Origin of the sequence: Devosia sp. (genome assembly GCF_028290645.1) — a bacterium.
In the GTDB taxonomy this organism is placed as follows: Bacteria; Pseudomonadota; Alphaproteobacteria; order Rhizobiales; family Devosiaceae; genus Devosia_A.
Genome location: NZ_JAQGJL010000408.1, coordinates 1 through 20,214, shown reverse-complemented (window position 1 = coordinate 20,214; position 20,214 = coordinate 1). Strand labels below are relative to the sequence as shown.

Annotated in this window: 20 protein-coding genes and 1 tRNA gene; 7 read left to right on the top strand and 14 right to left on the bottom strand. The window is 65.2% G+C overall.

Going from position 1 to position 20,214, the window contains the following annotated elements:
- On the bottom strand, nt 1-450 hold a 450-nt coding region (locus tag JWQ89_RS21755; protein WP_299644679.1), incomplete at its 3' end, for a hypothetical protein.
- A gap of 488 nt (nt 451-938) precedes the next feature.
- Here JWQ89_RS21755 and aqpZ point away from each other — a divergent pair.
- Nucleotides 939-1,655: an aquaporin Z gene (gene aqpZ / locus JWQ89_RS21750; protein WP_299644676.1), complete on the top strand. Its 717-nt coding sequence runs from the start codon at nt 939-941 to the stop codon at nt 1,653-1,655.
- A 71-nt stretch (nt 1,656-1,726) separates the two neighbouring features.
- Nucleotides 1,727-2,416: a phosphoribosyltransferase family protein gene (locus JWQ89_RS21745; RefSeq protein ID WP_299644673.1), complete on the top strand. Its 690-nt coding sequence runs from the start codon at nt 1,727-1,729 to the stop codon at nt 2,414-2,416.
- Here the strand turns inward: JWQ89_RS21745 and JWQ89_RS21740 are convergent.
- The 7 genes from JWQ89_RS21740 to JWQ89_RS21710 form a co-directional block, all read right to left on the bottom strand.
- A complete protein-coding gene (locus JWQ89_RS21740) occupies nt 2,413-2,784 on the bottom strand; it encodes a response regulator (RefSeq protein ID WP_299644670.1) in 372 nt (123 codons plus the stop codon). The genes JWQ89_RS21745 and JWQ89_RS21740 overlap by 4 nt on opposite strands.
- Nucleotides 2,784-5,447, bottom strand: a complete 2,664-nt coding sequence (locus tag JWQ89_RS21735; protein WP_299644668.1) for a PAS domain S-box protein — start codon at nt 5,445-5,447, stop codon at nt 2,784-2,786. Before JWQ89_RS21735 ends, JWQ89_RS21740 begins: the two co-directional genes overlap by 1 nt.
- A 58-nt stretch (nt 5,448-5,505) precedes the next feature.
- Nucleotides 5,506-6,393, bottom strand: coding sequence for an aminoglycoside phosphotransferase family protein (locus JWQ89_RS21730; protein ID WP_299644665.1), 888 nt, complete (start codon nt 6,391-6,393; stop codon nt 5,506-5,508).
- A gap of 161 nt (nt 6,394-6,554) precedes the next feature.
- Nucleotides 6,555-7,415, bottom strand: a complete 861-nt coding sequence (locus tag JWQ89_RS21725; protein WP_299644663.1) for an SH3 domain-containing protein — start codon at nt 7,413-7,415, stop codon at nt 6,555-6,557.
- 294 nt (nt 7,416-7,709) lie between these two features.
- Nucleotides 7,710-8,687, bottom strand: a complete 978-nt coding sequence (locus JWQ89_RS21720) for an NAD(P)-dependent alcohol dehydrogenase (protein ID WP_299644660.1) — start codon at nt 8,685-8,687, stop codon at nt 7,710-7,712.
- A 106-nt stretch (nt 8,688-8,793) separates the two neighbouring features.
- Nucleotides 8,794-8,991, bottom strand: a complete 198-nt coding sequence (locus tag JWQ89_RS21715; RefSeq protein WP_299644657.1) for a type II toxin-antitoxin system HicA family toxin — start codon at nt 8,989-8,991, stop codon at nt 8,794-8,796.
- Complete coding sequence (locus tag JWQ89_RS21710) at nt 8,991-9,227, bottom strand: DUF1902 domain-containing protein (protein WP_299644654.1); 237 nt, start codon at nt 9,225-9,227, stop codon at nt 8,991-8,993. Before JWQ89_RS21710 ends, JWQ89_RS21715 begins: the two co-directional genes overlap by 1 nt.
- A gap of 146 nt (nt 9,228-9,373) precedes the next feature.
- Here JWQ89_RS21710 and polA point away from each other — a divergent pair, with 146 nt between their 5' ends.
- Nucleotides 9,374-12,289, top strand: coding sequence for a DNA polymerase I (polA, locus tag JWQ89_RS21705; protein WP_299644652.1), 2,916 nt, complete (start codon nt 9,374-9,376; stop codon nt 12,287-12,289).
- A 10-nt stretch (nt 12,290-12,299) separates the two neighbouring features.
- On the opposite strand, the gene JWQ89_RS21700 is transcribed toward polA, so the two are convergent.
- Complete coding sequence (locus JWQ89_RS21700) at nt 12,300-13,742, bottom strand: hypothetical protein (RefSeq protein ID WP_299644649.1); 1,443 nt, start codon at nt 13,740-13,742, stop codon at nt 12,300-12,302.
- Between the two features lie 51 nt (nt 13,743-13,793).
- A complete protein-coding gene (locus tag JWQ89_RS21695) occupies nt 13,794-14,786 on the bottom strand; it encodes a type I restriction enzyme HsdR N-terminal domain-containing protein (protein ID WP_299644646.1) in 993 nt (330 codons plus the stop codon).
- A gap of 146 nt (nt 14,787-14,932) precedes the next feature.
- Between JWQ89_RS21695 and JWQ89_RS21690 the strand changes: the two genes are divergently transcribed.
- Nucleotides 14,933-15,193 (top strand): DUF2171 domain-containing protein, encoded by a 261-nt coding sequence (locus tag JWQ89_RS21690; RefSeq protein ID WP_299644643.1) that lies wholly within the window; start codon nt 14,933-14,935, stop codon nt 15,191-15,193.
- A gap of 272 nt (nt 15,194-15,465) precedes the next feature.
- Here JWQ89_RS21690 and JWQ89_RS21685 read toward each other — a convergent pair whose 3' ends face one another.
- Nucleotides 15,466-16,563: a Gfo/Idh/MocA family oxidoreductase gene (locus tag JWQ89_RS21685; RefSeq protein ID WP_299644641.1), complete on the bottom strand. Its 1,098-nt coding sequence runs from the start codon at nt 16,561-16,563 to the stop codon at nt 15,466-15,468.
- 159 nt (nt 16,564-16,722) lie between these two features.
- Here JWQ89_RS21685 and JWQ89_RS21680 point away from each other — a divergent pair, with 159 nt between their 5' ends.
- From JWQ89_RS21680 to JWQ89_RS21670, 3 genes are all read left to right on the top strand, one after another.
- A complete protein-coding gene (locus tag JWQ89_RS21680; protein WP_299644639.1) occupies nt 16,723-17,391 on the top strand; it encodes a pseudouridine synthase in 669 nt (222 codons plus the stop codon).
- 167 nt (nt 17,392-17,558) lie between these two features.
- Entirely contained in the window at nt 17,559-18,341 is a 783-nt protein-coding gene (locus JWQ89_RS21675) for a hypothetical protein (RefSeq protein WP_299644637.1), read from the top strand.
- Between the two features lie 96 nt (nt 18,342-18,437).
- Nucleotides 18,438-18,514 (top strand) — tRNA-Arg (locus JWQ89_RS21670).
- Here the strand turns inward: JWQ89_RS21670 and JWQ89_RS21665 are convergent.
- The 3 genes from JWQ89_RS21665 to JWQ89_RS21655 all read right to left on the bottom strand — a co-directional run.
- Nucleotides 18,515-18,661: a hypothetical protein gene (locus JWQ89_RS21665; RefSeq protein WP_299644634.1), complete on the bottom strand. Its 147-nt coding sequence runs from the start codon at nt 18,659-18,661 to the stop codon at nt 18,515-18,517.
- A gap of 139 nt (nt 18,662-18,800) precedes the next feature.
- Complete coding sequence (locus tag JWQ89_RS21660; protein ID WP_299644631.1) at nt 18,801-19,532, bottom strand: GntR family transcriptional regulator; 732 nt, start codon at nt 19,530-19,532, stop codon at nt 18,801-18,803.
- 38 nt (nt 19,533-19,570) lie between these two features.
- Nucleotides 19,571-20,214: carbohydrate ABC transporter permease (locus JWQ89_RS21655; protein ID WP_299644629.1), on the bottom strand; the 644-nt coding region annotated here is incomplete at its 5' end.

Genomic DNA, 20,214 nt, shown 5'->3' with positions numbered 1-20,214 from the left:
CGGCCCGTCCTTGGATTCCTCGACATGGATGTCGCCGCGGAAGATCTCCTGCGCCGCCACGGCCAGCTCGACCGGAGGGTAGGGCGGAGAGAACACCGAGCTGGCGCCATGCTTCATGGCGGACACCACCATTTCGGCGCGCACGTCGGCGGGAGCGAGGAAGAAGGCGTGGATCCCCAGGTGCTGGCCGCGAATGGCGGCGAGCGCCTGGAGCGCGTCGTCCATGTCGCGGGTCTCGCTGCATAGCGGCATCACCACGAGGTCGGGGCGGCGCAGCGCCATCAGCCGGGTCAGGCCCTGCACATCGGGGACCATCGATACCTGGAAGCCCTGGGCGATGAACTCATCGCACATGCCCTTGGCTACCTTGGGGTCGGGATGGGTGAGGTAGATCAGCCGGTCACGATTGAGGTAGGGCCGGTAGGGAATTGTTTCCGCAAGTCTGTCCACTTTTGCCACCTGAGGGGGTTGCAGGCCAAAGCTGAAACCGGTCAGCGCCGACGCCAGTAGGTAATGAGTCTGATCCCCTTACCTTCGAATCGCAAGCCCATAAGTATTAGGCCCCAACTGACAGCAACATGACAATGCATGGTGACCAGGTCGTTACCTGCATCCTCAGTGTATGATCTAGGTCTGCTATGCCCGTAAAATTGGGGTCATTGGTCCCTATTTTGGCTCATATAGGAAAGGCCTATGTCGAGACTCGCGCAAGGTAAACCGGTTAGCCGGCATTTACAGCGGTGCAGGCCTGGTGCAGCAATCGCGCCATGAAGCGAGACATCGCAAATTACTCCCGCAACGCGCAGCGCATTGGAGTTGCTCAATAAACAACCCATGAGGTGCAACAGCGGTGCATAACTTGGCCTCGTTGATTCCCGCCGGCGGCAAGTACGCCTAACAGTCGATGCGTAGGAACGACACCTGATGAGGCGGGCTTCATGTTCAGAAGATTATCGGCCGAAGCATTCGGCACATTCTGGCTGGTATTCGGCGGTTGCGGCAGCGCCATTCTCGCAGCGGGGTTTCTGGATGTCGGCATCGGCTTCATGGGTGTCGCATTAGCCTTCGGGCTGACTGTCTTGACCATGGCCTATGCAGTGGGGGGCATTTCGGGCGGCCATTTCAATCCCGCCGTATCGCTCGGCCTCGCCGTGGCGGGCCGCTTCGCCTACCGGGACCTCGTCCCCTACTGGGTGGCGCAACTGGTCGGCGGCGTCGCCGGCGCGGCGGTGCTCTACGTCATTGCCTCGGGCACCGCCGGCTATACGCCGGGCGGTTTTGCCTCGAACGGCTACGACGCCCTGTCGCCCGGAGGCTACAGCCTCACCGCGGCGCTGGTTGCCGAAGTGGTGCTCACCGCCTTCTTCCTCATCGTCATCCTCGGCTCGACCAGCAAGGCGGCGCCGGCCGGCTTCGCGCCGATCGCCATCGGGCTCTGCCTGACGGTTATCCACCTGATCTCGATCCCGGTGACCAACACCTCGGTCAACCCCGTCCGCTCGATCGCCACGGCGATCTTCGCGCAGAACGGGGCGCTCGGGCAGGTCTGGCTGTTCATCGTCGCGCCGCTGATCGGCGCGACGCTGGGTGCGGCGATCTGGAAATACGTGCTGGCGCCCGGCGAAAGCCCGGCCAATATCGGCCAGGTCGAGTAGGCGGTCAGCAGGTGCATATGCGAGGGCCGGGAAACCGGCGCTCCTTTGAAACCACTGGTGGGCGAAGCGCGTTGACATGGCGTGCAGTTCCGTTCGGACGCATCACCATGTTCTCGCAGCACGGCATCGAACCCAGTTTCACCGACCGCCGGGAAGCCGGAAGGGCGCTGGCGCCCGAGATCGCTGCCCTCGATCTGACCGATCCGCTGATCCTCGCGCTACCGCGCGGGGGTGTGCCGGTGGCGCGCGAAGTGGCGACGGCGCTGGGGGCCCAGCTCGACCTGTTGCTGGTGAGAAAGATCGGCGCCCCGGGACAGTCCGAATATGGCCTCGGCGCGGTCGCCGAAGGCAGCCGCCCGCAACTGGTGGTGAGCGAGGAGGTGATGCGCCTCGTCGATCCGCCGGCCGGCTATCTCGAGGCCGAGCAGGAGCGCCAGCTCGCCGAGATCGAGCGCCGCCGCCTTTCCTTGCGCGGCGGCCGGCAGCCGGTCCCGGTCAAGGGCCGGGTCTGCGTCGTGGTCGACGATGGCGTCGCAACCGGCAACACCGCCCGCGCCGCCATCCGCGCCCTGCGCCTCGAGGGCGCCGCGCGGATCATCCTCGCGGTTCCCGTGGCGCCGCCCGACGTGATCGAAAGCCTCGCGCAGGACGCCGACATGCTGATCTGTTTGAAGACCCCTGAGCCCTTCCTCGCCGTCAGCCTCCACTACCGCCATTTCGGCCAGCTGGGCGACGAGCAGGTGGTGGAACTCCTGGGCTAGTTCAGCAGCGTACTCATCGCCGCCACCACGCCTGCCGTTGTGTAGGGCTTGGGCATGAACAGGCCGTCCGCCGGGATGCGGTCCATGCTGGGGGGCTGCTTGCCCGAGGTGATGATGATCCGCACCGGCGGCCAGCGATCGTGGACGACGGCCGCCAGCTTCATCCCGTCCATCGTGCCGGGCATGTCGATGTCGGTGAACAGCAGCCCGATTTCCGGATGCTTCGACAACAGCGCGATCGCCTGGTCGGCATTGGCCGCCTCCAGTACCTCGAACCCGGCGTCCCGCAGGTCGTCGGCGATCGAGAACAGCAGCAAGGCTTCGTCTTCGACGACGAGGACTTTCTGCGGGGAACGGCTGTCCGGCATCACTGGATCTCACGCACATTACCGGGCGCACCCTGGCGCCCATCCGGCTCTGCACCCGGCCGGTCGGGAAACGGAGCGCTCAATACACAATGAACGCCGCCGGGGAGATAATCGATCCTTACCGTGCCGCCAAAATCCCCCGCAAGCACCCGCTCGACAAGGAAGCGTCCAAAGCCCCGGCGCGACGGTGCAGACACCTGGGGGCCGCCATGCTCGGTCCAGCGCCATTCCAGCATGCGCGGCGCGTCATCGCTCGCGGGCTTGAACCCCCACGTGATTTCGACCCGGCCGGTATCGTTGGAGAGCGCGCCGTATTTCAGCGCGTTGGTCCCCAGCTCATTGACGGCAAGCGCCAGCGACAGCGCCATCTTAGGGCTCAGCGCCACAGGCGGCCCTTCGACCGAGATGCGCTCCGACGGCATCGGCGCGATCGTCGCCGCCACCACCTCGCCCAGCGAGGCTTCGGTCCAGCGGGTCTTGTTGAGGATGTCGTGGGCATTGGAGAGCGCCCGCAGCCGCTCGTTGAGCGCCGCGCTCGCCGTCTCGATGTCGGAGTTGCGCAGGGTCTGCGACGCGATGGCCGAAACCATGGCGAGGATGTTCTTGATCCGGTGCTCGAGCTCGTGCGTCAACATCTGCTGGCGCGACTGGGCTTCCTTTTCCTCGGTGATGTCGCGCATCACCCCGAACATCTGGATCGGCTTGCCGGCCTCGTCGTGGATGAACTCGATATGGCGCGACAGCCAGCGCACCTCGCCATTGTCCGGCCGGCGGATGCGGTATTCGACATTGGGGACGGCGGTGCCGTTCTTGCGCGTCTCGGGCGTCGAGCGGACATCCTTGTCGACCGGCAGGACGATGTCCTCGAGCACGCTGATATGGACGCTCTCACGCGGGCTGAGCCCCCACAGATCCCAGAAATGCTCGGAGCCGATCACCGTCCCTGTGGGGATATCCAGCTCCAGCGAGGCGATGCCGGCGGCATTCTGCGACAGGCGGAAGCGCCGCTCGCTCTCGACCAGCCGCTGCTCGACGCGCTTGCGCTCGGTGATGTCGATGACCACGCCGATGGCGCGCTTGCCCCCGTCGGCCGCCTGGGCCCGGATGAGCAGCCATTTCTCGGTGCCGTCGGGCCAGAGGTGCCGGACCTCGACCTCGAGATCGGTATCGCCGCGCTCCGCGGCCTCGGCGCCAAGCTGCGCCAGCCGCTCGGTTTCGCCCGGCGCATAGCGCGACCGGTAGTCTTCGGCGGTCGGCATCGCATCTTCGGGAAAGCCGTAGAGCCGGTTCAGGGCCGGCGACGGCGTGACGTGGTGCGTGGGTACATCCAGTTCCCAGACGGCGAGCTGCCCGGCCTCGATGGCAAGCCGCAACCGCGCTTCGCTCTCGGCGAGTGCCTCGACCGCCCGCTTCTGGTCGTCGATATCGGTATTGGTGCCGATCCAGCGGCTGATCTGGCCTTCGCCGTCGAAGATCGGCACGGCGCGGGCAATGTGCCAGCGAAAGGCGCCGTCGTGCCGCCGCAGGCGGAATTCGGCCTCGTAGGGCTCGCGCATCGCCAGCTTTTCGCCCCAGCGCCGGGCGGCGTCCTCGAGATCGTCCGGATGGACGATCTCGGTCCAGGCATTGCCGTCGAGGTCGCCCTGCTGCGCCCCGCTATACTCGTAGACGCGCGAATTGAACCAGTCGAGCAGGCCGCTGGGCGGCGCCGTCCAGACGTGGTTGGGCATGGCTTCGGCAAAGCTGCGGAACTGCTCGGCGCTCTGGCGCACCAGGGCTTCGGCCATCACCCGCTCGGTGACATCCGAGCCTTCGACGAAGATGCCGACCACTTGGTGGGCGGCGTCGCGCACCGGCTGGTAGATCAGGTCGACGAACCGCTCCTCGCGCTCGGCCCCCGGTGTGCGCTGCAGCCAGACTTTCACCTCCCTGCCGATGAACGGCTCGCCGCTCGTATAGACCTGGTCCAGCAGTTCGTAGAATCCCTGCCCGGCGATCTCCGGCAACGCATCGCGCACCGCCTTGCCGACGACGTCCCGATGGCCGACGAGCTGCATGTAGGCGTCGTTGGTCAATTCGAACACGTGGTCGGGGCCAGCCAGCATGGCCATGAAGCCGGGGGCCTGAGCGAACATCTGGCGCAGCCGCTCCTGCTCGCCGAGGCTGGCGCGCTCGAGCCGCACCTTCTCGGTGGTTTCGAGGACGATCGCGATCACCGCCACGGGCTTGCCCGTCTCATCGGGGATCGGCGAGTAGTCGAGGTTCATGAACACCTGCTCCGGCACGCCGTTGCGGTGGAGCGTCAGTTCCTGCTCGCGATAGGAGAGCGTCTCGCCTCGCCCGAGCACCCGTTTCATGACGTTGTCGTTGAAGTCTGCGACCTCGGGCCAGCCCTCGCGCACCTTGGATCCGAGCAGTTTCGGGTGGCGGCCGCCGGCGAACGCCGAGTAGGCGTCGTTGTAGATCATCACCCCGTCTTCGCCCCACAGCATGACGATGGGTACGGGGGAGCGCAGCGTCAGCCCGACGCTGGTCTTCAGATGCGACGGCCAGCCCGAAATCGGCCCCAGCGAGGTCGACGCCCAGTCATACGCCGCGATCAACCGCCCCAGCTCGCTCTGTCCAAGAAAGCCGGACGCGCTGACCGCTACATTCATGTGCATGCGGAAATACCCCTAATGCTGGCGGTAATGCTCGAAGGCGAAAAAGGATGCAATCGCCTCACCGGGCACGGCGATGATGCTCCACCACCGCCGAGATGATCCGCTCCTCCGCCGCCTGCTTTTGCGGGTTGCTGTACTGCACCCGCAGCAGCAGCGCTTTCCACAGCGCCCAGCCGCGGGCCCTCGCCCAGGTGCCGGTGTCGGCCTCGACCGCCTCGATGAAGGCAGCGCGGCCGGCCCCTCCAAAGAACGTCCACGCCATCACCAGGTCGCAGGCCGGATCGCCCACCGCCGAGCAGCCGAAGTCGAGGACGGCGCTGAGCCGGCCGTCGCGGACGAGCAGGTTCCCCGGCGCAATGTCGCCATGCACCCAGACCGGCGGATCGCGCCACTCGGCGGCCAGCGCCGCATCCCAGGTTTCGGCCGCCGCCGCCACATCGATCTGGCCCTCGAGTTCAGCGAGGCACTGGCGGGTCTCGCCGTCATAGACCGAGAGATCGCCGCCGCGGAAGAAGCTGTCCCGCCCCGCCGGCGGGCCACCCGTGGCGTCGATCGCCTGCAGCGCGAGGAGGAACTTGCCGATATCGCGGGCGAAGCGGACATGGTCGCCGATCGGCCCCGCCAGCGCGGTCTCGCCGTCGATCCAGTGGTAGATCGACCAGTGCAGCGGATAACCCTCCCCCGGCTCGCCGATAGCCACCGGCGAGGGGATCGGCACCGGCAGCAACGGAGCCAGCCGCGGCAGCCAATGGAGTTCCTTTGCCGCCTGCGCGGCGTAGCCGGGAGCATTGGGCAGCCGCACCTTCATCGTGTCGCCGAGATGAAAGGTGCTGTTGTCCCAGCCATCGACCGCCACCCGCCTTATCGGCAGGTCGGCCCAATGCGGAAACTGCGATCTGACGAGCCGGCGCACCAGCGCCTCGTCGATTGCAATGCGATCGGTCAATTGTCCGCCCATGAATAACGACAACCTGCCACAGCATATGCGGCAGGTTGTCGTTACAGATCAATCGTCTGGTGATGGGACATCGTGGTCCCCGGGAAAGCGGGGGAGGGGACCATGGGTAAGGGGTAGGGCGCCGCCGATCCACGGCGGCGAGCCCGTCCTCAGTAGACGTAGGTCTTGTACACCCAGCCGGTGCGGCCCTGGTCGTCGGTGACCCTGAGCCAGCCGCGCTGGTTCTCGCTCACCTTGACCTTCTCGCCCCCGGCGAGGGCGAAGAGCTTGCCTTGCGACTTGCCCGGACCGGCGCGCACGTTGACCCCCTGGCCGGCAACGGTGCGGGTGTCGCCCGGCGCCGGCGCAGCCTTGGCCGGCTTCGCCTTGACCGGCGCGGCGGCGGCTTTCGGAGCGGGCGTCGGCTCTGCGGCCGGAGCCACTTTCTCCACCGCCTCGGGCTTCGCCACCGCGACCAGCTGCTTCTGGGCCTCGGCCTTCACCGCCGGTGGCGTATCAACCCGCTCCTCGACGAAAGCAGCGACTTCGAGCGGCTTTGGCCGTTGCAGCGGCTGACCGGGGGTTTCGTCGACGGCGGCAGCGGTCACCGCTTCACGCGCGGTTTCGCCGGTGCTGGCGACCTGTTGCGGCTGCGGGCCGGTACCGTCGCCCTCGGCATAGGTCTCGGGATCGGCTGCGGCGTTTGTGGTGGCGACGGCCTTTGCCTCGGCCACCGCATCGGTGGTGGGCACGGGCTTGGGAGCCGCCACGGGCTTGGCATCGGCCACCGCTGCGGCGCCGGCAAGCCAGCCGGCGTCATCGGCGGCGAGCGCCGTGAAAGTTGCGCCGATCATCTTGTCGACGCGCTGCGCCTTCACCACGGTGTCGGACAGCGCCGGCTTGGTCATCGCCACCTTCGTCATCGCCGGCGCCTCGGGGGCCACCGCCACCGCGCTCGCGGCCACCACCGCCGCCGTGACGGCGTGGGCAGGCGCCTCGACTGTGGCCTGCGCCTCGAGCTTGGCAGCCATGGGCTGCGCACTGACCGCAAAGCATCTGTCCAGTCCGCCGCACTGCAGCCCGAGCAACACCGCGACTATGGCGACCAGCCCAAGAAGTGCAATCGCGGGTACGACGAAGCCGCCCAGCAAGCTGTGTATTGACGCGAAGCGCGACCGCTCTGCGGCACGCTTTATGTTATCTAATGCCCCGTTCATGCGGCGGACCATGGATGAGAAGCTTGTGGAAAATTCGGCCCGAAAGCGACTCAAATTGGGCAATGACTTGACGGGCGCGGGATTGACACGAAGTGCGTCGCCAAGCAGTCACGCCCCCGCAAGCCGCAAAACCACGTTGCCGCGCTTGCGTCCGCCTTCGACATGGCGGTGCGCTTCGGCGACCTGATCGAGGTCGTAGGTCCGGTCGATCACCGCACGCATGGCCCCCGCCTCTGCCAACTCCACCTCGAATGCGACGTGCTCGGGCCTCGGCTTGAAGCTGATGGCCATGACGCGCTTGCCGCTTTTCCTGCTGTTCCGCCCGGCGCGCAGCATGCCCTTCAGATCCGAGATCACCAGCAGCAGCGCGCCGCCCGGCTTGAGCGAGCCCTCGACCCGTTCGAACGGCGCATTGCCCACGCACTCGAAGATCACGTCGTACTGCTTGCCGTTCTTGGTGAAGTCTTCAGCGGTGTAGTCGATCACCCGATCAGCCCCGAGCGAGCGCACCAGTTCGGCATTGCCGCCGCTCGTCACCCCTGTCACCACCGCGCCAAAGTGCTTGGCCGCCTGCACCGCCGCGGTCCCCACCGCGCCCGAGGCGCCATTCACCAGCACTTCGTCGCCCGGCTTGATCGGGACACGCCTGATGCACTCGGCAACGGTGTGCCCGCCGAACACGAGCGCCACGGCATCCTCGAAGCTCCAGCCCTCGGGCTTCAGCACCATCGCCTCGGTCTCGGCGAGGCTGACATATTCAGCGTGCCCGCCGAACTTCATCCCGGTGAGTCCCATCACCTCGTCGCCCGGCTTGAACCGCGCCGCCCCCTCGCCCACCGCCTCGACGATTCCCGCAAAATCCATGCCGAGAATTTTCTTCCGTGGTGCGAAAATCCCGATGGTGAGCGGCCCGAAGAAGCCCAGCCCCTTGGGCAGATCCCGCGTCCGCATGCGGTAGTCCCCGACGCTCACCGTCGAGGCCCGCACCCTAACCAGCACCTCCCCGGCCTTGGGCGCCGGCTTCGGCAACTCCTCCACCCGCACCACCTCCGGCCCGCCAAACGCCCGATAAACCGCTGCCCGCATGTCATCACCCTATGCGAACCCCTCGCATGCCGGAGAGATGGGGAGCGCATCGGGGAATACAATCGAAAGCTGCTCTTCCATGGCCGAACCTCGTGGCGTCGGATCCCTAGAACGCCTTTGGCAGCCCGGCCTGGCGCAGGATGGCGTTGGCTGTGTGGCGGCTGGGGATGCCGATCGGCACCGGAAAATGCCGGGCCGTGATTGGGCTGTGCCAGACTTCGTGACTGCCCTTGCCCTGGCGAACGAGACTGCAGCCCGCCGCCTTGAGGAGTTCACGCAGCGGGCGGTCGAACTGCGGCGCCATCAGGCCGCCGCGGGTTCGGCTTCGCGCAGCGCTGTAATCTGCAGATAGAGTTGAGAGGGATCGAGGTCCGGGTGATTGTCCGGCAGGACGTCGAGCGCCATCGCCGCAATCTTGTCGAGCAACTGGTCCAGCGTCGCCGCATCCGCTGCGGCCGGGATATCATCGCAGTGGCCGGTCCAGACCGAAGCCTCGTCGTCCCACGATGCTGCAATAGTGAAGATCACCGGTTTGGACATTGGCAAACTCCGTTCGATGCGCCTGTGCAGCAAGCGTAGCATATGGGCAGCAACAATCACCTCCCACCCCCGTCCGGCTTTGTCAGGCTTAACCCCCATCCCCATCTCGGCTAAGGTCCGCGCCCGACCCTCCGGAATCGCCTCCCATGCATCTCGTACTCGTCGACGGCTCTGGCTTCATCTTCCGGGCCTTTCACGCCCTGCCGCAGCTCACGCGCAAGAGCGACGGGCTGCCGGTCGGCAGCGTCATCGGTTTCTGCAACATGATCTGGAAGCTGGGCGAGGACCTCAAGGGCGACGACGCGCCGACCCACATGGCCGTGGTGTTCGACTATTCATCCAAGACCTTCCGCGACGAAATCTACGCCGAGTACAAGCAGCAGCGCCCGCCGGCCCCCGAAGAGCTGGTGCCGCAGTTCCCGCTCACCCGCGCCGCCACCCGCGCCTACAGCCTGCCCTCCATCGAGATGGAGGGTTATGAGGCCGACGACATCATTGCCACCTATACCAGCATGGCGCGCGACCTCGGCGGCAAGGTCACCATCGTTTCCTCCGACAAGGACCTGATGCAGCTGGTCGAGCCCGATGGCTCGGTACGCCTGCTCGATACCATCCCGCGCCCCGGCCAGCCGGCTTTGCGCTGGATCGGCTCGGACGAGGTGTTCGCCAAGTTCGGCGTCGGTCCCGACAAGGTCATCGAGGTGCAGGCGCTCTGCGGCGACGCGGTCGACAACGTCCCCGGCGTCCCGGGCATCGGCGTGAAGACCGCCGCCGAGCTCATCAACACCTTCGGCGATATCGAGACCCTCCTCGCCCGCACCGCCGAGATCAAGCAGCCCAAGCGCCGTCAGGCGCTGGAGGAGAACGCCGAGCTCGCCCGGATCAGCAAGCAACTCGTCACCCTCACCCGCGAAGCCCCCGTCGAGCTGCCGCTCGAAGACCTCGCCCGCCAGCAGATCGAGCCCGGAAAGCTCTTCCCGTTCCTCAAGGCCATGGAGTTCTTCGCCATCTCCAAGCGCCTCGGCGCCCTGCTCGATATCGATCCTGAGGCCTGGCCCGCCGATCCCGAGCTCGCCGCGAAGCCCGTCGAGCCCATCGGCTTCGACAACACCGCCCGCGCCGAAGCCCGCGCCGCCCGCCAGGTGGCCGAGGGCCGCGCCGATTCCGCCCCGGTGGTGCACGCCAGGCTCGAGCACGAAAAGATCAAGGCCATCCCGCTCGATCACGCCAACTACGAGATCATCCGCGACGCCGCCCATCTCGAGCGCTGGCTCGCCGCCATCCGCGCCGAGGGGATCGTCGCCACCGACACCGAGACCACCGGGCTCGACAACCAGACCGCCGACCTCGTCGGCATCTCGTTCTCCACCGCCCCCGGCAACGGCGCCTACCTGCCGCTCGGCCACACCGAGGGCCACGGCGATATCTTCGGCGGCGGCCGCGCCGAAGGCCAGATGGACCTCCGCCAGGCCCTCGACCTGCTGAAGCCGGTGTTCGCCGACCGCTCGATCCTCAAGCTCTTCCACAACGTCAAATACGACCTCGGCATCCTCAACCGCTACGGCATCGAGGTCCGCTCGTTCGACGACAACCTGCTGCTGAGCTATTCGCTCGATGGCCCGCAGTTCAACACCATGGGCGAGCTCTCCGACCACTGGCTGGGCCTCAAGGGCATGTCGATCAAGGACCTGATCGGCTCCGGCAAGACCCAGAAAACCTTCGCCCAGGTCCCCATCGAAGACGCCGCGAAATACGCCGCCGAGGATGCCGATCTCACCTTCCGCCTGTGGAAAGTGCTGAAGCCCCGCCTCGTCGCCGAGAACATGACGACGCTCTACGAGACCATCGAGCGTCCCCTTGCCCCCGTGCTCGCCCGCATGGAAGGCCGCGGCATCACCGTCGATCGCCAGATCCTGAGCCGTCTCTCCGGCGATTTCGCCCAGCGCGCCGCGGCGCTCGAAGCCGAGGCCTATGAGCTCGCCGGCTCCAACTTCAACCTCGGCTCGCCCAAGCAGCTCGGCGAAATCCTGTTCGACCGGATGAAGCTCCCCGGCGGCACCAAGACCAAGACCGGCGCCTGGTCGACCGGTGCCGACGTCCTCGAGGAGCTCGCCGCGCAGGGCATCCCGCTCGCCCGCACCATCGTCGATTGGCGCCAGCTGACGAAACTCATGGGCACCTATACCGACGCGCTCCCCACCTACATCAACCCGCGCACCGGCCGCGTCCACACCACCTATTCGCAGCACTCCGTGCTCACCGGGCGGTTGAGCTCGAACGATCCGAACCTCCAGAACATCCCGGTCCGCACCGAGGACGGCCGCAAGATCCGCACCGCCTTCGTCGCCAGCCCGGGAAAAATCCTGATCAGCGCCGATTATTCGCAGATCGAGCTCCGCGTCCTCGCCCACATCGCCGATATCGAGGGGCTGAAGGATGCCTTCGAGGAGGGCCTCGACATCCACGCCATGACGGCGTCCGAAATGTTCAACGTGCCGATCGAAGGCATGCCGTCCGAAGTCCGCCGTCGCGCCAAGGCGATCAACTTCGGCATCATCTACGGCATCTCGGCCTTCGGCCTCGCCAACCAGCTCGGCATCGAGCGCAGCGAAGCCGGCGACTACATCAAGACCTATTTCGCCCGCTTCCCCGGCATCCAGGACTACATGGCGGAGCAGCGGAGGAAGGTGAAGGCCGACGGCTACGTCGAGACCCTGTTCGGCCGCAAGGTCAACTTCCCCAACGCCAACTCCTCCCACCCCGCCGAACGCAGCTTCGTCGAACGCGCCTCGATCAACGCCCCCATCCAGGGCACCGCCGCCGACATCATCCGCCGCGCCATGATCAAGATGGAACCGACCCTCCAGGCCGCCGGCATCGACGCCCGGATGCTGCTGCAGGTCCACGACGAACTGATCTTCGAGGTCGACGAGGGCAAGGAGCAGGGCGCCATCCCGGTGATCGTCAAGACCATGGAAATGGCCAGCGAACCCGCCGTGCGCCTCACCGTGCCGATCAAGGTCGACGCCGCCGCCGCGCGGGATTGGGACGGGGCGCACTAGGCCGGCGGGGCTACTCGGAGTTACTACTACCGGTCGACAAGACTATGCTTTCTTGGTCCCGGTCTGGCTTCTGCGGAATCGATGGGAACACAACCTCACCCGACTGCTCCAACATCGCGAGCCGGCACTCGCGCCTAAAGTCCGGATCATCAACGTCGCCCAAATACTGCGCGACATTGAACAGAGATGTCGTTCTAACGAGTGCGACACTCGTTGAGACAGCCATGTTGCGACATTTCTCGGTGAAGAATTCCTGGCGCTGCGCGGGAGGCAGCAATCTGTGCGCGTTGCCAAAAAGCACACCTTTTGCTAGACCCTGAGCATCCGTCTTGGTCGCGTCTTCATGCAAATTCATGGCCAACTGACGAAGCTTCTCTATCGCGATCGGCTTACTGTCTTTGCCTTCGGCCTCCCCTATCAGCCGGCCCTCCTCGCTCTCAAAGACAACGTCGAATTCAGACGCACCATCGCTATATCTAGCCGCCGCGAACCCCAGCAGGGTCAAGGCATCGATGATGGACTGCTCCAGACGTTTCCCGGTTTCATAAAGGAGCCCACGTAGTCGTCCCGCTTCCTGATATCTCGACTCAACATCGCTTCGCTTCTGCGACAGAGCCTCCATTCGGCTGGAGATTCTATTCAGTTCATCTAGGAGTTCGGCCTCTCCGTGGAGACGGTATGCCTGCTCGGTAACCCACTGAGGAGCTGGTGTCGCCGCTTCCGATGAAAGAAGGGTCGCATCCATTGCAACTACTTGGGAGATAAACCGCTCGGCGAAGCGAGTGCCTTCCACACTCCAGTTACCGGTCTTCGTTACGAAGCGCTGATCCTCAAAGTCTACATCCGGAAGCAGCACGAGAGCACCGGTTGACTTCTTTGCCCGCACAATTGCTCCCACCGGCTTCTGGCCAGACTTGGTTACAATGCAAGGGACGAAGCCCTCTCCCTCGAGCAACATCTTGTACTCACTCTTTGAGCCGAACTCTCTCCAGTATTCCTTTAAAAATTCTACACCATGCTGGGACAGAATCATGATTGAGCCGCGCGTGTCTATGAATTTTGCCGAAATCGGCAGGCATGAAACATTGGTAATTGGCGATACATGAGTTGTAGTTTGTCTATTTCTGCCAGTCCCAGAATATTCCTTCGATCCAGTGGCAGCATAAACTTCTTCAAAATCGGTAAGAAATACGAATACATTCTTTCCAGACTCGACGAGCTCCATTATTTCTCTGCGCCAGTGGGCAACGGCTTCGCGGAGTTGAAACGATTCGCTTTCGTCAAGCGACACCTTCCCCTGAAACCACTTCAACGGTGGAAGATACATTTCCCCGATGTTCGGCCTGAATAGTACGATATCGGCGTCGAGTAATGACGATCTGCTCGAGAACTCACACGTCTTCACTGCATCGCTAGCTAGCTGCAGGCCAACTGCAAGTATGCTTTTCGGCATCGTGCTGTACGTCTCCGTAAGGCTGACGCTATCGCTACAGGTACGAGCGCACTACTTCAACGAGTCGCTCACGCAGAGCAAAGATGTCCTCGACCCCGCCACGTCGTGCCTCACCCCCTCCTTGTCCGCCCCGAACACCGTCACAAACTTCCCCTTGCCATTAAAATGTAGCCGCGCAATCGGCTTCCGGTTGTTGTCGTCGAACAGGATGGCGCAGTAGCTCTGTGCGTCCCGCATCACGATCCGCGACACCGGGGCCACCTCTGCCGCGATGGCGCGTATGATCATGAAGCCTTGCAGCTCGTCCTGAGTGGTCTCGACCCTGTTCTCGTCCACCTCCGGTAGCCGCTCCTCCTTTCCGCCGTCGAAGGCCACATCGATCTTCTTCAGCGCTCGTTGGCGGAACAGATCGTCAAACGCGCGCTTGACGATTGGTTTCAAGGTCTCGACCACCGACGAGCGCAACTGGCCTTCGTAGAAGCCGCGCGCCACCATGCGCACGAACTCCTCGTCCGGGGTTGCCCACTGTTTTTCGATGAAGCTCATCGCGCCACGAAGGTATTTCAGCGTCGACGCGGCGGCCTGCACGTTCTCGATGCTGAAGGTGTTCTTGTGGAACTTCTCCAGCTCGCGCAGGTCGTTGTCGTCGTAGTCCAGCAGGTCGAACTTGAAGAACGGGTTGGCGTCCATCTTGTTGGGCGCTTCGAGGTCGGTGAAGAACCAGATGTGGAGCCCGTTGGTCAGGATGCCGATGTTGGCGTCGCAGGTATGGAAGTAGCGGAACAGCTGGCTGTACTGAGCGTCTCGGAGGTTGGTCGAAACCGACTTGGCCTCGACAAGATACTCGATCCGATTGCCGATCTTGACGGCGTAGTCGATCTTCTCGCCCTTTTTCAGCCCGACGTCCGCAACGTATTCCGGAATAACCTGTGTGGGATCGAACACATCAAATCCAAGCACCCTCAAGAAGGGCATGATGATGGCGTTCTTTGTGGCCTCCTCGGTTTGAGCTACAGCTTGCGCACTAATGGCGCGCTTCGCCAAATCGGCGACGTCATCTTTGAATGTCATTTATTCCCCCTGCCCAAGACAATACATGACTCAGATTGTTGGGGGTTCGCAAGTGGGGGCCCCGCATCCCTTCCCGCCCCTCGCGCGTTACCCCCGCTCCAAAACCAAGGAGCAGTCCCATGCAGAATCTCTCGTCCATTCGTGAGCACATGGAAGTCATCGGCGCCGATGGGGTGCATGTCGGGGTCGTCGACAGGGTCGAGGGCGGGCGGATCAAGCTGAGCCGGGAGGATGGCGGCGAGGGTCGCCACGAAGGCCATCACCACTTCATCCCGGGCGATCTCGTCGCCGAAATCGAAGGCGACAAGGTCCGCCTCTCGGCCAATGGCGATGTCGCGGTGCAGCACGAAGAAGAGCGCGACGGCAACCCGCTCAACTGAGCGCCGCCACCCGGTCCCCGGTGATTGAGGCTCGATCGTCCCACAGCCTCGATGCGACACCTCCCCCTTCATGGGGGAGCAGGGAGGGGGTGGGCGGGAGCCCCGATGCCGAGGTTTTCCGGGGTGCCGAGAAAAAATCTTCCCCCACCTTATCCCCGCGTCCCCCACGCCGGCGTATTCTTTCGCTGGGATGACATCGAGTTGGTGGGGGACTCCGTCGCCCTCATTCCCTCCGCGTAAGGCGCAGTGCCCCACGCGCCACCCCCCTCGACTCACCCGATCACCGACTCCGCCAGCGGCGCCGGCCGCTCCACCGGCGTGGTGATCTCCACCGCCCGGCGCTCCCGGCTCGCCGTCTCGAACGCCTCCATCACCTCGAGCACGTGCAGCGCCAGGTCCCCCGAGGCGCGGTGCGGCCGGCCTTCGAGGATCGCATGCGCCATGTCGGCGACGCCGAGCGAGCGATAATTCCCATCGGCATAGGGCAGGGCGTAGGGCACCGTCGTCCAGTCCTTCTCGGTCGCCGGGCGGGTCTTCACCTCGCCGCCGAAATTGTTCGGGTCCGGCACCAGCATGGTGAGCTTGGAGCCATAGAGCTCGAACGGCAGGTGCGCATGCGCCGGCACGTCAAAGCTCAGCGTCACCTGGATGATGGCGCCCGACCGGAACTGCAGCAGCCCCGCCACATGGGTGAAAACCTTCACCGGCATCATCTGCCCGCGCTTGGCATCCGACAGGATCGGCCGCTCCTTCTGCGGCGTCGCGCTCATCGCTTGGACGCTCGCCACCGGCCCGAGGAGGTTCACCAGGTCCGTGATGTAATACGGCCCCATGTCGAGCACCGGCCCGCCGCCGAAATCGTAGTAGAACGCCGGATCGGGGTGCCAGCGCTCGTGCCCCGCACAGGCGAAGTACGCCGTGCCGCCGACCACCTCGCCCACCGCGCCCGAATCGATCAGCGCCCGCGCCTGCTGGTGCCCGCCGCCAAGGAAGGTGTCGGGCGCCGAGCCGACGCGCAGCCCCGCCGCCTTCGCCGCCTCGGCCAGCCGCTTGCCCTCGGCAAACGTCACCCCGAACGGCTTTTCCCCATAGACGTGCTTCCCCGCAGCGATGGCGCGAAGCCCGACCTCGACATGCGCCCGCGGAATCGTGAGGTTGACGATGATCTCGACCCGCGGGTCGGCGAGCAGCGCGTCGACCGGCATCGCCGTGAGCCCGAACTCGGCGGCCTTCTTCTCGGCCACCTCCGGCTTCATGTCCGCCACCCCGATCACCTCGAGCACGGCAAACCCCTGCATGGCCTTGAGGTACGCGCTCGAGATATTGCCGCACCCGATAATCCCGACGCCAACCCGGCGCTCTGCGCTCATGATGATAAACTCCATTCCTCGCTGGAAGCGGCGTTCCGCCCGAACGGGCCCGCCGACATTGTGGCGCACCATCGCGCCATTCGCCGCTGATTTCCAGTGCCCTGAGGTACGTAACGCAGCGTTTCTCCCCGCGCGCATATGCTGCTAAGAGCGGGGCCGATGCTGAACCCGATGCCCGCCACCTTCGACTACCGCCCGCCGACCGAGCCCTGGCTGACGGTGGTGCACGCCGACGACGACATCGTCGTCCTCGACAAGCCCTCGGGCCTGCTTTCGGTCGCCGGCAAGGACCCGGCGCTCGCCGATTGCCTCGAGGCGCGGGTGAAACAGCGCTGGCCCACCGCCGCCATGGCGCACCGTCTCGACAAGGACACTTCGGGCGTCCTCGTCATGTGCCTCAACAAGAAAGCGCTCGGCCATGTCGGCCAGGAATTCGAGCAGCGGCGGGCGAAAAAGTCCTACGTGGCGCGGGTTTGGGGCGATATCGAAGCCGACGAGGGCCGCATCGACCTGCCGCTCGCCACCGATTGGGAGCACAAGCCCCGGCAGCGCGTCGATTACGAGCGCGGCCGCCCCAGCGTCACCGACTGGCAGGTGGAAGCCCGCGAAGGCGGCATCACCCGCGTGCGGCTCTACCCGCTGACCGGCCGCACCCATCAGCTGCGCGTCCACATGCTGGAACTGGGCCATCCCATCCTCGGCGATCCGTTCTATGCGACCGGCGAAGCCCTCGCCGCCGCCGACCGCCTGCAGCTCCACGCCGAGGAACTGGCCTTCAACCATCCGCAGGGCCATTGGGTGAGTTTTCGCGTCCCCGCGCCGTTCTGACGCGAGCGCCGCCGACACGAAATCGTCACTGGACTGCCGGATTCCGGTCCGAAACGAGCCACTTGAGCCACTTAGCGTTCTTTCTCGGCCGACCAGCGAATCCGTTCGCGGGGCAGGTCGCCCCAACCCAGCAGAGACTTCGTCTCAACCCGAGTTCGGAGAGAACGATGAGCGACACCGCGGACCGGCAAGACACCGACCCCGATTTCGACCCGATCGTCGCCGCCCAGGCCGACGACACCACTGCCGCCACCGTTGTCGAGGGGGTCGCCGAACCCGCCGGCGCGCCGGCCGCCACCGCCGACGAGATCACGACGGATGCACCCGCCCTCCAGGCCGGCCCCGCTGCCGCCGCGACCGGAGGCGATGCCGCCCGGGATGACGATGCGCCACCCGTGCTCGAGGCAGTCGCCGAACCCGATTTCAGCGAAGCCGGCATTGAAACTGTCATCGAACCCGATCTTGCCGCTGTCGCGGCCGAGATTGTTGCTGAGGTCGAAGCCGCGGCCACTCAAGCCGAGGTCGAAGCGGGCGTCGCCCTCGATATCGCCGCTGCCCTCGAGGCGGCGCTGGCAATTCCCGCCGCAACGGATGTCGAAGCGGACCTCGCTTCGCCCGTCGAGGCGGTTAACGAGGCGGACCTGGCGGCGGACGCGGCCGTGGCGGATGTCGGAGCGCCATCCATGGGTGATTACTCCGACACCGCTTCGGCTGTCTACGCCGACACCATCGTCGATATCGAGTTGGCGGATGACGATGCCCCGCTGCTCGACGACGAACTCGAGCACGGCATCGCCTCGGTCTTCGCGGCGCTCCACTCGGCCGCGCAGCGTGGCGACATCGGCGAGTCCGACGAGCCCGCCGGCCCGCTCAGCGACAGCGCCGCGATCGAGGGCGTCACCTTCCGCCTGCTCGGCGAACTCGACCGCCTCTGGCACCGCGCCGCCTGATCCCCAAGGCCACCCCACCCTGCTCGGCCAGCCCCGGCCGGCCGAGCAGACCCGTCTTGCACTCCACGCCCCAATCGCCTATTGCCTTGATCCGCTGCACCCGTAGCTCAGCTGGATAGAGCGCTGCCCTCCGAAGGCAGAGGTCATGAGTTCGAATCTCGTCGGGTGCGCCACTAATTCCCCTCGGTGAACATCAATCCTGCGAATCGCCGCCGACGCGATGGGCACGCCCAATGGAACGCGCCCTCCAGCGCGATCAGGGAGAGCCAGACCGGCAGCAGCGGCAGCAGGTCGGCGTTGCGGCGGTGCGGAAACGCCAAGGGCTATCTTCAACAGCAGCGCAACGGCCACCGCCTTGAGCACAATGAGGGCCATGACCATCCCGCTCATGGACCAGCGATCCGCTACCCACCACCCCACCGGCCGCCTCACTCCATGAGCCGGGCCGGGCCCGTTCCACTATCCCGCCTGCGGCCTCGTGGGCGGCTCCGTGAGAAAATACTCGGGGTGCTTGGCGCGTACCAGGTCGAGCTCGCGCATCACGGAGATCAGGTGAACCGCCATGCTCTTGTCGGCGCCGTCGGCGTCATGGGCCTTCAGGCGGTCGAGGATCTCGATGTGCTCGCCGACGATGAAGAACATGTGCTGCTGGCTGAGCAGCGATAGCCGGCGGACGCGGTCCATGTGGAACTTGACCTCGCGAACGTCGTCCCAGATCGATTCGAACCCCGCAGCCTTGGCGATGAGAGCGTGGAAGCGGTCGTCGGACTGCAGGAAACTCTGATCGTCCGACAGTTCCGCGAACGTTTTCTGCAGGGCCACCTCGCGCATCAGCAGCGCCTCGATCTCGGACGTCAGCTTCTCGGCGGCGAGCCGGGCCAGCGGGCGTTCCAACGCTTCGCGGATGAAGCGCGACTTGGCGATCAGGTCCTCGCTGAGCGGGGAGACGCGGGTGCCGCGCTGCGGCAGGATATCGACGAGCCCGCGGCGGGCGAGACGGGCGAAGGCCTCGCGCACCGGCGTGCGGCTGACACCGAACTCGGCGGCGAGCCGCGCCTCGGACAATTCCTGGAACGGCTGCAGCCGCATGTCGAGAATCTGCTGCATCAGGTGCTCGAAGATCTGGCTGGCGATCGAGCCGCCATCCTGCCGGTAGCCGTAGCCGGCGTCGCCGCCCAGGTCTGCCGACATCGATTTCACCCTGGGCGCTTTCATCGTCGTCTCGGAGGTCACTTCGTTCCCAACTGCAGTCCCGCCATGAAATATTTCCTCAGCGCAATGAACAGCAGGACGGTGGGGATACTCGAAATCAGCGTCGCCGTAATCACCACATTGGGTCCAAGCGTCGAATAGGTGCCTTGCAGCGACTGCAGCGCCACCATGATCGAGCGCACCTCGATTCCATTGGCAAGGATCGACGAGAACAGCAGGTCGTTCCAGATGAAGGTGAACTGCAGCAGGAACAGCGCGATCAGCGGGCCGGCGGCGTTCGGCACGATCATCGAGATAAACACCCGCCATTCGCTCGCGCCCTCCATGCGCGCCGCTTCGTCGACTTCGCGGCTGATGCCCGAAAAGGAATTGCGCAGCACCAGCAGCGGGAACGGGATGCAAATCGCGACATAGACCAGCAGCATGCCGAACCAGGTGTTGACCAGCCCCAGCCGCTGATAGCCGAACAGCAGCGGCACCAGGTACATCTGGAACGGAAACAGCGTGCCGGTGAAGATCAGCATGAACCAGCCATTGGCGCCGATCAGCGTCAGCCGCGTCATGCCGTAGGCTGCCGCCGCCGCGAACGCTACTGCCAGCACCCCGCCGACCAGCGCGTAGCTGAACGAGTTGAGCGCCGCTTCGCCCAAATGCGCGATGG

Bases quoted from the DNA above. Each gene is read 5' to 3' on its own strand.
- aqpZ (WP_299644676.1), top strand. From the start codon at position 939: ATGTTCAGAAGATTATCGGCCGAAGCATTCGGCACATTCTGGCTGGTA.
- JWQ89_RS21740 (WP_299644670.1), bottom strand. From the start codon at position 2,784: ATGCCGGACAGCCGTTCCCCGCAGAAAGTCCTCGTCGTCGAAGACGAA.
- JWQ89_RS21735 (WP_299644668.1), bottom strand. From the start codon at position 5,447: ATGCACATGAATGTAGCGGTCAGCGCGTCCGGCTTTCTTGGACAGAGC.
- JWQ89_RS21725 (WP_299644663.1), bottom strand. From the start codon at position 7,415: ATGGCTGCCAAGCTCGAGGCGCAGGCCACAGTCGAGGCGCCTGCCCAC.
- JWQ89_RS21720 (WP_299644660.1), bottom strand. From the start codon at position 8,687: ATGCGGGCAGCGGTTTATCGGGCGTTTGGCGGGCCGGAGGTGGTGCGG.
- JWQ89_RS21715 (WP_299644657.1), bottom strand. From the start codon at position 8,991: ATGGCGCCGCAGTTCGACCGCCCGCTGCGTGAACTCCTCAAGGCGGCG.
- JWQ89_RS21710 (WP_299644654.1), bottom strand. From the start codon at position 9,227: ATGTCCAAACCGGTGATCTTCACTATTGCAGCATCGTGGGACGACGAG.
- polA (WP_299644652.1), top strand. From the start codon at position 9,374: ATGCATCTCGTACTCGTCGACGGCTCTGGCTTCATCTTCCGGGCCTTT.
- JWQ89_RS21700 (WP_299644649.1), bottom strand. From the start codon at position 13,742: ATGCCGAAAAGCATACTTGCAGTTGGCCTGCAGCTAGCTAGCGATGCA.
- JWQ89_RS21690 (WP_299644643.1), top strand. From the start codon at position 14,933: ATGCAGAATCTCTCGTCCATTCGTGAGCACATGGAAGTCATCGGCGCC.
- JWQ89_RS21685 (WP_299644641.1), bottom strand. From the start codon at position 16,563: ATGAGCGCAGAGCGCCGGGTTGGCGTCGGGATTATCGGGTGCGGCAAT.
- JWQ89_RS21680 (WP_299644639.1), top strand. From the start codon at position 16,723: ATGCTGAACCCGATGCCCGCCACCTTCGACTACCGCCCGCCGACCGAG.
- JWQ89_RS21675 (WP_299644637.1), top strand. From the start codon at position 17,559: ATGAGCGACACCGCGGACCGGCAAGACACCGACCCCGATTTCGACCCG.
- JWQ89_RS21660 (WP_299644631.1), bottom strand. From the start codon at position 19,532: ATGTCGGCAGACCTGGGCGGCGACGCCGGCTACGGCTACCGGCAGGAT.